This window comes from Azotobacter vinelandii CA (assembly GCF_000380335.1).
In the GTDB taxonomy this organism is placed as follows: Bacteria; Pseudomonadota; Gammaproteobacteria; order Pseudomonadales; family Pseudomonadaceae; genus Azotobacter; species Azotobacter vinelandii.
Window position 1 is genome coordinate 2912648 of the sequence record NC_021149.1, and the last position, 12724, is coordinate 2925371.

Below are 12724 nucleotides of genomic sequence, written 5' to 3' on the forward strand. Positions count from 1 at the left end.
CCAATAAAACGAAGACGCCCGGCATAGCCGGGCGTCTTCGTTTCAGAAGGGAGGCTTTCGCCGCCATTGCACTCAAGCCACTTCGGCTGCCGTCTCGAAGTCGAAGGAAAGCTCCTCACCCTCCAGATCGATATGCACCACTCCCCCATGCTCGGCCAACTCACCGAAGAGAATTTCCTCGGCCAGGGGACGCTTGATCCTGTCCTGAATCAGGCGAGCCATCGGCCGCGCGCCCATCTGAGCATCATATCCATGCTCGGCGAGCCAACCACGAGCCCGCTCGGAAACATCCAGCTGTACGTGCTTGTCTTCCAGTTGCGCCTGAAGTTCGGTAAGGAACTTGTCGACGATATTCTTGATCACCTCGTGACTCAGGCGACCGAACTGGATAATGGTATCCAAACGGTTGCGGAACTCGGGAGTGAAGCTCTTCTTGATCACCTCCATAGCATCGGAAGAATGATCCTGCAGAGTAAAGCCGATCGAGGCACGGGCCGCGGTTTCCGCCCCGGCATTGGTGGTCATGATGATGATGACACTGCGGAAATCAGCCTTGCGCCCGTTGTTGTCGGTCAGCGTGCCATGGTCCATGACCTGCAATAGCAGATTGAACACCTCGGGGTGCGCCTTCTCGATTTCATCCAGCAACAGCACGCAATGCGGCTGCTTGGTAATCGCCTCGGTCAGCAGCCCCCCCTGATCGAACCCGACGTATCCCGGAGGCGCGCCGATCAGCCGCGAAACCGTGTGCCGCTCCATGTACTCGGACATGTCGAAACGCACCAGCTCCACACCCAGCGCCTTGGCCAACTGCCGGGCCGCCTCGGTCTTGCCCACCCCGGTGGGACCGGCGAAGAGGAAGGAACCGACCGGCTTGTCCGGTGACTTCAAGCCAGCCCGCGACAACTTGATTGCCGTGGCGAGCGAATCGATAGCGGCATCCTGACCGAATACGGTCAACTTGAGATCGCGCTCGAGATTACGCAGCAGTTCCTTGTCGGAAGTGGAAACATGTTTGGGCGGAATACGAGCGATCTTGGCAACGATATCCTCGACCTGAGCCACATCGATAAGCTTGGCACGCCGGTCCTCCGGCTGGAGACGCTGGAAGGCACCTGCCTCGTCGATAACATCGATGGCTTTGTCAGGCATGTGGCGATCGTTGATATAGCGAAAGGACAGCTCCGCTGCGGCCCGCAGCGCCTCATCGCTGTACTCGATGCCATGGTGCTGCTCGAAACGCGGCTTGAGCCCGCGAAGGATACCCACGGTATCCTCGACCGAAGGCTCGATCACATCGACCTTCTGGAAACGACGCGCCAAGGCCCGATCCTTCTCGAAGATGCCGCGGAACTCCTGGAAGGTGGTCGAACCGATGCAGCGGATCTCTCCGGACGAGAGAAGCGGCTTGAGCAGGTTCGAGGCATCCATCACACCGCCGGAGGCGGCACCGGCGCCTATGATGGTGTGGATCTCGTCGATGAACAGGATGGCATGCGGCTTCTTGCGCAACTCATTGAGCAATGCCTTGAAGCGCTTCTCGAAGTCACCGCGATATTTGGTACCGGCGAGCAATGCCCCGAGGTCGAGGGAGTACACGACGCTGTGCGTCAGAAGATCCGGAACCTGATTGTCGACGATGCGTTTCGCCAATCCTTCGGCGATGGCCGTTTTGCCGACCCCGGCCTCGCCCACCAGCAGAGGATTGTTCTTGCGCCGCCGGGCCAGGATCTGCGCGACCCGCTCGACCTCGAACTCACGCCCGACCAGCGGATCGATCCGCCCCTGACGAGCCAGTTCGTTCAGATTGCTCGCATAGGCCTCCAGGGGATGACCGGAAGCCGAAGCGTCTCCACCCTCTTCGTCCTGCATCTCATGCTCGCCATCAGGATGATCGCCATGACCCGGCACTTTGGAAATGCCATGAGCAATGTAGTTCACCACGTCTATACGAGCCACACTCTGCTGCTTGAGCAGAAAGACGGCCTGGCTTTCCTGTTCGCTGAAGATGGCCACGAGCACGTTGGCTCCGGTCACTTCCCGCTTACCAGAACTCTGCACATGAAAGACCGCGCGCTGCAGCACCCTCTGGAAGCCGAGGGTAGGCTGGGTCTCACGCTCTTCATCGTGCTGTGGAATCAGAGGAGTCGTGGAGTCGATGAACTCCTGCAAGTCATGCCGGAGCTTGTCGATATTCGCACCGCAGGCCCGCAGTACGGCAGCCGCGGCTTCGTTGTCCAGAAGCGCCAGCAGGAGGTGCTCCACCGTCATGAACTCATGACGTTTTGCACGAGCCTCCTTGAAGGCAAGATTGAGAGTGACTTCGAGCTCACGGTTCAACATAGCTTCACCTCATACCCAAGCGGTCGGCGTTAACCGTCCTTCTCGATCTCACAGAGCAGCGGATGCTGGCATTCCCTTGCATACTGGTTGACCTGCATGGCCTTGGTTTCTGCAACGTCACGAGTAAACATTCCGCACACTGCCCGCCCCTCTGTATGGACAGTCAGCATGACCTTCGTTGCCAACTCGCGGTTAAGGTTGAAAAATTTCTCCAGCACTTCGACCACGAAATCCATCGGTGTGTAGTCGTCGTTGAACATTACCACCTTATACATGGGCGGTACCTTCAGCGCAGGCTTGGACTCCTGCACGACCACCCCATAAGAGTCGTCCTCACGCGGCTCCGGACGGTCCTGACAGAATGTTAGTCGAATCTCAGTGCTTGCGAACATGCTGGACAAGCTTCCGGTTGAACGAATACGGATACTGGGAGGATTTAGTAGCACGCTTGGGCAGCCAAGCACAGCCCCGCCTTGACTATCGGCTAAACAATGATAAAAACAATGGGTACCCAAAAGGGTGTTCAGGGGTCCTATCATGTTCCGGCTATCGGGTCGAACGTGGTAAGGGGCCGAGGCGGATGATACTCCAGTGACGGAGTCTTTGCAGAGGGATGTCGGCATGCTAAGCGGCAAGGTCAAATGGTTCAACAACGCCAAGGGATACGGATTCATCGTGGCAGATGGCCGCGACGAAGACTTGTTCGCCCACTACTCGGCAATTCAGATGGATGGCTACAAGACCTTGAAGGCCGGTCAGGCAGTAACTTTCGAGCTGCTGCAGGGCCCGAAAGGCCTCCATGCAATCAATATCCATCCCTGCCCAGCGCCGATCGAGAATTCGGCCAAGCTCGGCCTGGCACAACCCTCGTCCCTTACGGACATTGCCGGTACGCTATAGCCCGAGAGCAATGCGCCACTACAAGGCGGGCTCGCTTCGCACAGCACTGGTCATGGATCAGCACTGGCCGGGCAGCCCGCATTGAGCGCATCCGCCTTCATCTGCAGGTAGATCGCCTCTTCCAACGGTGCGGCTCGACTGTTACCAGCCCGTCCTACCACCCACCTCCCCCATGGCAGGTGTCTACCTTCCCCGTGAGACCGGAAAGACCGGCCTCACGCCCCGACTTTGCCGCTCGTCGTCAACGCAGGCGCTCGGCCAGCGCGCCACACAGCCTCGAAATCCTGCGAATGCAAAAGATATGTCGCACTGATATACTCGGCGCAACTGAAAGGACATTGGATCCAGAGCCAATCTGGAATGAGCCACTCTAAACCCAAGCAGCATGCAGACTTGAACCTGGCAACCACCGCCCTTGGAAAATTTCGACCCAAGGGATCCGGGACATCTCCCCCCAGGAACCTCGACTTTACGCTCATTGATGCCTTTAGGCGACTTCGCCTACCCTGCGAGCATCAAGAGTTTGTGCACTTGCAAATGTAGCAATACAGAGGGGTTAACGTAAAAAATGTCCACACCGAAGATTATCTATACGCTCACTGATGAAGCACCCGCACTGGCGACTTACTCTCTGCTTCCCATCATCAAAGCGTTCACCGGATCTTCAGGTATCGCCGTTGAAACCCGCGATATCTCCCTTGCAGGCCGCCTCATCGCAACCTTCCCCGAATACCTGACCGATACCCAGAAAATCTCCGACGATTTGGCCGAACTGGGAAAACTGGCCACCACGCCGGACGCCAACATCATCAAGCTGCCGAACATCAGCGCCTCCGTCCCGCAACTCAAGGCCGCCATCAAGGAACTGCAGCAGCAGGGCTACAAGCTCCCGGACTACCCTGAAGAGCCCAAGACCGACACCGAGAAGGACGTCAAGGCCCGCTACGACAAGATCAAGGGCAGCGCCGTGAACCCCGTCCTGCGCGAAGGCAACTCCGACCGCCGCGCGCCCCTGTCCGTCAAGAACTACGCCAGAAAGCACCCTCACAAGATGGGCGCCTGGAGTGCGGACTCCAAGTCCCATGTCGCCCACATGGACAACGGTGATTTCTACGGCAGCGAGAAGGCCGCTCTGATTGGCGCCCCCGGCAGTGTGAAAATCGAGCTGATCGCCAAAGACGGCAGCAGCACTGTTCTGAAGGCAAAGACCTCTGTTCAGGCTGGCGAGATCATCGACTCTTCGGTAATGAGCAAGAACGCCTTGCGCAACTTCATCGCCGCTGAAATCGAGGATGCGAAGAAGCAGGGAGTACTGCTGTCCGTGCACCTGAAGGCGACCATGATGAAGGTGTCCGACCCCATCATGTTCGGCCAGATCGTCTCCGAGTTCTACAAGGACGCCCTCACCAAGCACGCAGAGGTGCTGAAGCAGATCGGCTTCGACGTCAACAATGGCATCGGTGATCTCTACGCCCGGATCAAGACTCTTCCCGAAGCAAAGCAGAAGGAAATCGAGGCCGACATCCAGGCGGTTTACGCCCAGCGCCCGCAATTGGCGATGGTGAACTCCGACAAGGGCATCACCAACCTGCATGTGCCGAGCGACGTCATCGTCGACGCCTCGATGCCGGCGATGATCCGCGACTCCGGCAAGATGTGGGGCCCCGACGGCAAGCTGCATGACACCAAGGCGGTCATCCCCGACCGTTGCTATGCCGGCGTGTACCAGGTGGTCATCGAGGACTGCAAGCAGCACGGCGCCTTCGACCCCACCACCATGGGCAGCGTGCCCAACGTCGGTTTGATGGCTCAGAAAGCCGAGGAATACGGCTCCCACGACAAGACCTTCCAGATTCCTGCAGACGGCGTGGTCCGTGTGACCGATGAAAGCGGCAAGCTCTTGCTGGAGCAAAGCGTCGAGGCCGGCGACATCTGGCGCATGTGCCAGGCGAAAGACGCCCCGATCCAGGACTGGGTCAAGCTGGCCGTCAACCGCGCCCGCGCCACCAATACCCCGGCGGTGTTCTGGCTGGACCCGGCGCGTGCCCATGATGCCCAGGTTATTGCCAAGGTCGAGCGTTACCTGAAGGACTACGATACCAGCGGTCTCGACATCCGCATCTTGTCGCCGGTCGAGGCAACCCGCTTCTCGCTGGCCCGCATCCGCGAAGGCAAGGACACCATTTCCGTCACCGGCAACGTCCTGCGCGACTACCTGACCGACCTGTTCCCGATCATGGAACTGGGTACCAGCGCCAAAATGTTGTCGATCGTCCCGCTGATGAGCGGCGGCGGTCTGTTCGAAACCGGCGCGGGCGGCTCGGCTCCCAAGCATGTCCAGCAGTTCCTCGAGGAAGGTTACCTGCGTTGGGATTCGCTCGGCGAGTTCCTCGCTCTTGCCGCATCCCTGGAGCACTTGGGCAACGCCTACAAGAACCCGAAAGCGCTTGTCCTGGCCAGCACCCTGGACCAGGCTACCGGCAAGATTCTCGATAACAACAAATCGCCGGCACGTAAGGTTGGCGAGATCGATAACCGCGGTAGCCACTTCTACTTGGCACTCTACTGGGCCCAGGCATTGGCAGCGCAAACCGAGGACAAGGAACTGCAAGCCCAGTTCACCGGCATTGCCAAGGCTCTGACCGACAACGAGACCAAGATCGTCGGCGAGTTGGCTGCAGCCCAAGGCAAGCCTGTGGATATCGCTGGCTACTACCATCCGAATACCGACCTGACCAGCAAGGCCATGCGCCCGAGCGCTACTTTCAACGCGGCTCTGGCACCTCTTGCATAAGACGCTGCACCAAGCGCGCGGAGGCTACATCTCGCCTCCATGGCTACAAAACCCTGGCCGCGCCTAATACCAATCAGTCGAGGCATTGGCCCGGCAGGGGTGAAACGATAGAAACAGGCTCATGGAAATCCATGGGCCTGTTTTTTTATGCCGCTTCAGCAAGCACTCCGGCAGACCGCCGAACTCGATCCCGCCTCGTTCGAGCACTTCGCCCTGTTGATCGCCCCTGCCGGATCGAAGAGGCACCGATACTGATCGGCACGGTTTCCTTGCGCCGTCGGCGCCTGCCGGCCGAGCACATCACCTGGCTGGTCGTCGGGATGGCCCTATTCAAGAGCGAGCCCATCCGGCTGGTCGTGCAACAGCGGCCTGACGCCTGCACCCAGTGCAGCCGTACAGACTACTCGACAGCGTCTGAACGAGGCCCCGATGGCCGCGCTGTTCGAGCAGTTGGCCCGTGCGTGGTTGGCCGTGAAGCCGCCGGCTTCGGCTCGCTTTCGCGGACTGCGCATTTTCGCCGCCGATGGCGTGGTCTGGTCGATGCCGGACACTGCGGAAAACCGCGAAGCCTTTTCCGGCGGACGTAACCAGTAGAGCCGGAGCCTGGCCTCAGATGCGCGGGTCGACCTGATGGATACCTACAGCCATCCGATCCGTGCAGCCCGCTTCGGCAACCATGCCGTCGGCGAGCTCAGTTACGCTCGGGGACTGGCCGACGTCGTCTGCGAACACTCACTGACCCTTTTCAAGCGCGCTTGCTACTCGGCCGCCTTCCTATTCGATTGGCCGGGACGAGATGTCGAGCGTCACTGGCTGATGCGCGCCAAATCGCCACTGCTCCATGGGGAGCCTGGGACCCGATGACCGGCTGGTCCGTCTGCCCAGGCACGACAACAATACATTGCGATCGCCGGAACCTTGCGCCATTCCGGGCACGATCCCGCCGTGACCGATGGAACACCGGTCGCAGGCTCGCTACTGCATGCTGCCGCTCCGGCGTGAGCGGCACTATCCGCGCGTAGTGAAACCTCGTTCGGATAAGTTATCCCAGAACGAAAAATTCCAGTCAGCTTAACTGACTGACATTAGGTCCACGTCGAGGTTTCGTTTCAACCATGACAGTTTCCAACCTCAGCCGACAATAAAGGCCGCATCGTGTACCCCCAAAGTCACCAGCGCGTATAATGCCGCTCCCATCAGCGCTCATCCGGACGCATTCATGGATTGGCAGGCACATATCACCGTCGCCACTATCGTGGAGAACAACGGTCTCTTTCTTCTGGTAGAAGAGCTGCAGGATGGGCGCCGTGTCCTCAATCAACCTGCGGGACATCTCGAACCCAACGAGAGCCTGACCGAGGCCGCCCTGCGCGAAACCCTGGAGGAAACCGGCTGGCAGGTGGAGCTCACGGCCGTGATCGGTATCTACCTCTACAGAGCCCACAATGGCGTGACCTATCAGCGCATCTGCTTCGCTGCGCGCGCCTTGCAGCCAGTCGCCGACCACCAGCTCGACGAGGGCATCATAGGTCCCCGCTGGCTGAGCCGCGAGCAATTGCTCGAGCGGCAGGCATGCCTGCGCAGCCCGCTGGTACTGCGCTGCATCGACGACTACCTGAGCGGAGAGCGCTTCCCGCTGAGCCTCGTTCGTTGAACAGTCCGAACCTTCGCAGCCAAGCCCGCGCCCCTGATAGAATCCTTTCCTTTTCAGGACCCGACTCTTCCTATGCATGATCCCGCCCATACCCGCGTGATCGTCGGCATGTCCGGCGGCGTGGACTCTTCCGTTTCCGCCCTCCTGCTCCTGCAACAGGGGTATCAGGTGGAGGGTCTGTTCATGAAGAACTGGGAAGAGGACGACGGCACCGAATATTGTACCGCCAAGGAGGACCTTGCCGATGCACAGGCCGTCTGCGACAGGATCGGCATGAGGCTGCATACCGCCAACTTCGCCGCCGAATACTGGGACAACGTATTCGAACACTTTCTCGCCGAGTACAAGGCCGGGCGCACGCCGAATCCGGACATCCTGTGCAACCGCGAGATCAAGTTCAAGGCTTTCCTCGATTATGCCCTGTCGCTCGGTGCCGACATGATAGCGACCGGACACTATGTACGACGGCGCGATGCCGAGGATAGAACCGAACTGCTCAAGGGGCTCGATCCCAACAAGGACCAGAGCTACTTCCTGCATGCCGTAGCCAGCGAACAACTCGCCAAATCCCTGTTCCCGGTCGGAGAGCTGGAGAAACCGGCCGTGCGCGCCATCGCCGAACTGCACGGCCTGGCCACGGCCAGAAAAAAGGACTCCACCGGGATCTGCTTCATCGGCGAGCGCCGCTTCGGCGACTTTCTCAAGCAATACTTGCCTGCCCGGCCCGGCCCCATCGAAACCACCGAAGGCAAGGTCATCGGCCAGCACCATGGCCTGATGTACCATACGATCGGCCAGCGTCAGGGGCTTGGCATCGGCGGAATGAAAAATGCTACCGAAGATCCCTGGTATGTGCTGGCCAAGGACCTGACCCGCAACGTGCTGATCGTCGGCCAGGGCAACCAGCACCCCTGGCTGTTCTCCCGGGCCCTGCACACCTCGGAGATGTTCTGGGTGAATCCGCCCGACTTCCCGCTCCCACGGCGTCTGGCCGCCAAGGTTCGTTATCGGCAGGGTGACCAGACCTGTACCCTGGAAAAGACCGACCAAGGCTTCCGGGTCCTGTTCGACGAGCCCCAGCGTGCCGTGACCCCCGGTCAATCCGTGGTGCTCTACGATGGAGATGTCTGCCTGGGTGGCGGTGTCATCGAGACTGCCGAGCCATGGAAACGCGAGGACGAGCAGCCATGACGCCCAGACAGGAACAATTGATCGCCCTTGGCGCCATATTCGAGTCGGCCTACCTGGTCGACAGGATCGCCAAGACGGGATTGGCTGGCGAGGCCCATCTCGCCTGCATGCTCGGCAGTCTACTGGTGCGTAACCCCAAGGACACGCTCGAAGTCTACGGAGGCGATGACCTCAACCTGCTCGATGGCTACCGAGCCCTGGCCAGTGCACTCGAACGCAACCCGCAAAGTCTGCAGCGCGAGCCATTACGCTACTCGCTGGCGCTGGTCACCCTGGAGCGACAACTGGACAAGCGCGACGACATGCTGCAACTCATGGGGCGGCGCCTGGACCAGATCCAGTTGCAGGTTCAACACCTGGGCCTGACTCACGAGAGCGTGGTCGCCGCCTTCGCCTCCCTGTACGAGGACACACTGAGCACCTTCCGCCAGCGCATCCAGGTACACGGCGAGATGCGCCACCTGCAGAATCCGGCCAACGCCGCCAGGATCCGCGCGCTCCTGCTCGCCGGCATCCGCTCGGCGCGCCTGTGGCGCCAGCTCGGCGGGCACCGCTGGCAACTGGTGTTCAGCCGCCGCAAACTGCTCGACGAGCTCTATCCGTTGATACGGCGCAACTGAGAAGCCGGTCGGCCGAAGGAAGATTGTGCTCGGTCGCCCCTTCGCCTTCGTGTATCATTGCAGCCCTTTTTGTAGCCCGACTGTCCGAGACCTCCCCCATGCAGCTCTCCTCGCTCACCGCGGTGTCCCCCGTCGATGGCCGCTACGCCGGCAAAACCAGTGCCCTGCGCCCGATCTTCAGCGAATTCGGACTCATCCGCTTCCGGGTCATGGTGGAGGTCCGCTGGCTGCAACGCCTGGCTGCCCACAACGGCATCCCCGAGGTAGCCCCCTTTTCAGCCGAAGCCACCGCCCTGCTGGACGAGCTGGCCGAAAATTTCCGGCTGGAGCACGCCGAGCGCGTCAAGGAGATCGAACGCACCACCAACCATGACGTCAAGGCCATCGAGTATCTGCTCAAGGAACAGGCCGGCAAGCTGCCGGAACTGGCCGAGGTGAGCGAATTCATTCATTTCGCCTGCACCAGCGAGGACATCAACAACCTGTCCCACGCCCTGATGCTGCGCGAAGGCCGCGATAGCGTGCTGCTGCCGCTGATGCGTCGACTGGCCGAAGCCATCCGCGCCCTGGCCGTGCAGTTCGCCGGGGTGCCGATGCTGTCGCGTACCCACGGTCAGCCGGCTTCGCCGACCACCATGGGCAAGGAACTGGCCAATGTGGTCTATCGCCTCGAACGCCAGATCGCGCAGATCGAGTCCGTGCCGCTGCTGGGCAAGATCAACGGCGCCGTGGGCAACTACAACGCCCACCTGTCGGCCTACCCGGATGTCGACTGGGAGGCCAACGCCCGCGAGTTCGTCGAGGGGGAGCTGGGCCTGAGCTGGAACCCCTACACCACACAGATCGAGCCGCACGACTACATCGCCGAGCTGTTCGACGGCATCGCTCGCTTCAACACCATCCTGATCGACTTCGACCGCGACGTGTGGGGCTACATTGCCCTCGGCTACTTCAAGCAGAAGACAGTGGCCGGCGAAATCGGCTCCTCGACCATGCCGCACAAGGTCAACCCGATCGACTTCGAGAACTCCGAGGGCAACCTCGGCATTGCCAATGCGATTCTCCAGCACCTGGCCAGCAAGCTGCCGATCTCCCGCTGGCAGCGAGACCTGACCGACTCCACCGTGTTGCGCAACCTCGGCGTCGGCCTCGCCCACAGCCTCATCGCCTACGAAGCCACCCTCAAGGGAATCGGCAAGCTGGAGCTGAACGCCCAGCGTCTCGCCGAAGATCTGGATGCCTGCTGGGAAGTGCTGGCGGAACCGATCCAGACCGTGATGCGCCGCTATGGCGTCGCCAATCCCTACGAAAAGCTCAAGGAACTGACTCGCGGCAAAGGGATCAGCCCCGAAGCGCTCAAGACCTTCATCGATACCCTGGACATTCCCGCAGGCGCCAGGGCCGAGCTGCACAAGCTGACCCCTTCCGCCTATATCGGCAATGCGGTCGCCCAGGCCAAGCGCATCTGATTTCGTCTCGTCATCTCCACGCCCGGCAGCGCCGGGCGTTTTTATTTTCAGCTCTCCCTGTAGAGCAAGGGGTTACCCATGACTTCCGACATTCCACTTCAATTCCTGGGGGGCATCAGCGCACGCGAGTTCCTGCGCGACTACTGGCAGAAGAGGCCCCTGCTGATCCGCCAGGCCGTCCCCGGCTTCGAAAGCCCCATCTCGCCGGACGAACTGGCCGGCCTGTCGCTCGAGGAAGAAGTCGAGTCGCGCCTGATCATCGAGCACGGCAACCACCCCTGGGAACTGCGCCGTGGCCCGTTCGACGAGGAAACCTACCGGAACCTGCCCGAGCGCGACTGGACCCTGCTGGTCCAGGCAGTCGACCAGTTCGTTCCCGAGGTCGCCGAACTGCTGGAAAACTTCCGCTTTCTGCCCAGTTGGCGCATCGACGATGTGATGATCAGCTATGCCGCGCCAGGGGGTGGCGTAGGGCCACACTACGACAACTATGACGTGTTCCTGCTGCAGGGATACGGCAAGCGGCGCTGGCGGATCGGCCAGATGTGCGACAGCGATAGCCCGCTGCTGAAACATGCCGACCTGCGCATCCTCGCCGAATTCCAGAACGGCGAGGATTGGGTGCTGGAGCCAGGCGACATGCTTTATCTGCCACCCCGTCTGGCCCACTTCGGTACCGCGGTCGACGAGTGCATGACCTATTCGGTGGGCTTCCGTGCCCCCAGCGCCGCTGAAGTGCTCACCCATTTCACCGATTTCCTCGCCCAGTTTCTGCCCGACGAGGAGCGCTACGGCGATCCGGGCATAGGTCCCTGCGAGGACCCGCACCAGATCCAGCGCGATGCACTGGAACGCCTCAAAGGCCTGATTCAGGAGCACATGGGCGACGAGCGCCTGCTGCTCACCTGGTTCGGCCAGTTCATGACCGAACCGCGCTATCCCGAACTGGTCGCCGGCGCGGAAATGCAGGAGCAGGATTTCCTGACCAACCTGCAGGAGGGTGGCGTACTGATCCGCAATCCCAGCGCCCGCCTGGCCTGGTCCGAGGTCGGCCAGGACCTGCTGCTGTTCGCCAGCGGCCAGAGCCGCCAGCTCCCCGGTCGCCTGCGCGAGCTGCTCAAGCTGATCTGCAGCGCCGATGCCCTGCATGCGGACAACCTGGCCTCCTGGGTGGCGGACGAGGACGGCCGTCAGCTCCTCTGGCAGTTGCTCGTGCAAGGCAGCCTGGAATTCGCCGATGACTGAAATCCAGGTGCGGATCGCCGACTGGCAGAAGGACAATGAGGACATCCGGCGAATCCGCGACAGCGTCTTCATCGCCGAACAGGCAGTGCCCCCCGAACTGGAGTGGGATAGCGAGGATCAAGAAGCCGTCCACTTCCTCGCCTTCGCGGGTGAATTCGCCGTTGGTACGGCACGCCTGCTGCGTGATGGCCACATCGGCCGTGTCGCGGTCCTCAAGGACTGGCGCAGCCTGAGGATCGGCGCCGCCTTGATGCGCATGGCGATCGCCGAGGCCGAGAGGCGCGGGTTTCGCCGCCAGCTCCTGAGCGCCCAGGTGCAGGCCACGCGCTTCTACGAACGCTTGGGATTCGTAGTAATCAGCGGTGAATACCTGGATGCCGGCATTCCTCATGTAGAGATGGTGCGCCAGGCCGACTGAGCGACCGTCTTCACAGCCGAACGCCCTGCATGGCCCTCCTCCACGGGGGCCACGCAGGGCGCCAGACCTGCGGACACTTCGGCAGACGTC

At 61.0% G+C, this 12724-nt stretch carries 12 protein-coding genes and 1 pseudogene; 11 read left to right on the forward strand and 2 right to left on the reverse strand.

Going from position 1 to position 12724, the window contains the following annotated elements:
• Positions 1-72: 72 nt before the first annotated feature.
• Together clpA and clpS are read right to left on the reverse strand one after the other, a co-directional pair.
• Positions 73-2343 (reverse strand): ATP-dependent Clp protease ATP-binding subunit ClpA, encoded by a 2271-nt coding sequence (gene clpA / locus AVCA_RS12880; RefSeq protein ID WP_012701386.1) that lies wholly within the window; start codon positions 2341-2343, stop codon positions 73-75.
• 29 nt (positions 2344-2372) lie between these two features.
• Positions 2373-2735, reverse strand: a complete 363-nt coding sequence (gene clpS, locus AVCA_RS12885) for an ATP-dependent Clp protease adapter ClpS (RefSeq protein ID WP_012701387.1) — start codon at positions 2733-2735, stop codon at positions 2373-2375.
• 229 nt (positions 2736-2964) lie between these two features.
• Here clpS and cspD point away from each other — a divergent pair, with 229 nt between their 5' ends.
• The 11 genes and pseudogenes from cspD to AVCA_RS12935 all read left to right on the forward strand — a co-directional run bounded on the left by cspD (position 2965) and on the right by AVCA_RS12935 (position 12634).
• On the forward strand, positions 2965-3243 hold the full coding sequence (cspD, locus tag AVCA_RS12890; RefSeq protein WP_012701388.1) for a cold shock domain-containing protein CspD: 279 nt from the start codon (positions 2965-2967) through the stop codon (positions 3241-3243).
• Positions 3244-3811: 568 nt separating this feature from the next.
• Positions 3812-6037: an NADP-dependent isocitrate dehydrogenase gene (locus AVCA_RS12895; RefSeq protein WP_012701390.1), complete on the forward strand. Its 2226-nt coding sequence runs from the start codon at positions 3812-3814 to the stop codon at positions 6035-6037.
• A gap of 131 nt (positions 6038-6168) precedes the next feature.
• Positions 6169-6393 (forward strand): annotated as a pseudogene (locus AVCA_RS27265) (transposase domain-containing protein); the annotation flags it as partial.
• Between the two features lie 73 nt (positions 6394-6466).
• A complete protein-coding gene (locus AVCA_RS26790; RefSeq protein WP_012701392.1) occupies positions 6467-6631 on the forward strand; it encodes a hypothetical protein in 165 nt (54 codons plus the stop codon).
• Between the two features lie 36 nt (positions 6632-6667).
• Entirely contained in the window at positions 6668-6901 is a 234-nt protein-coding gene (locus AVCA_RS12905; RefSeq protein WP_041807230.1) for a hypothetical protein, read from the forward strand.
• A gap of 355 nt (positions 6902-7256) precedes the next feature.
• A complete protein-coding gene (locus tag AVCA_RS12910; protein ID WP_012701394.1) occupies positions 7257-7691 on the forward strand; it encodes an NUDIX hydrolase in 435 nt (144 codons plus the stop codon).
• Positions 7692-7763: 72 nt separating this feature from the next.
• Positions 7764-8882, forward strand: coding sequence for a tRNA 2-thiouridine(34) synthase MnmA (gene mnmA, locus AVCA_RS12915; RefSeq protein ID WP_012701395.1), 1119 nt, complete (start codon positions 7764-7766; stop codon positions 8880-8882).
• The gene (hflD, locus tag AVCA_RS12920) at positions 8879-9502 is read left to right on the forward strand and encodes a high frequency lysogenization protein HflD (RefSeq protein ID WP_012701396.1); all 624 of its coding nucleotides are present in this window, start codon (positions 8879-8881) and stop codon (positions 9500-9502) included. Before mnmA ends, hflD begins: the two co-directional genes overlap by 4 nt.
• A gap of 98 nt (positions 9503-9600) precedes the next feature.
• Positions 9601-10971: an adenylosuccinate lyase gene (gene purB, locus AVCA_RS12925; RefSeq protein WP_041807232.1), complete on the forward strand. Its 1371-nt coding sequence runs from the start codon at positions 9601-9603 to the stop codon at positions 10969-10971.
• 78 nt (positions 10972-11049) lie between these two features.
• Complete coding sequence (locus AVCA_RS12930) at positions 11050-12216, forward strand: ribosomal protein uL16 3-hydroxylase (RefSeq protein ID WP_012701398.1); 1167 nt, start codon at positions 11050-11052, stop codon at positions 12214-12216.
• Positions 12209-12634, forward strand: coding sequence for a GNAT family N-acetyltransferase (locus AVCA_RS12935; protein WP_012701399.1), 426 nt, complete (start codon positions 12209-12211; stop codon positions 12632-12634). The genes AVCA_RS12930 and AVCA_RS12935 overlap by 8 nt, the downstream gene beginning before the upstream one ends.
• Positions 12635-12724 lie beyond the last annotated feature (90 nt).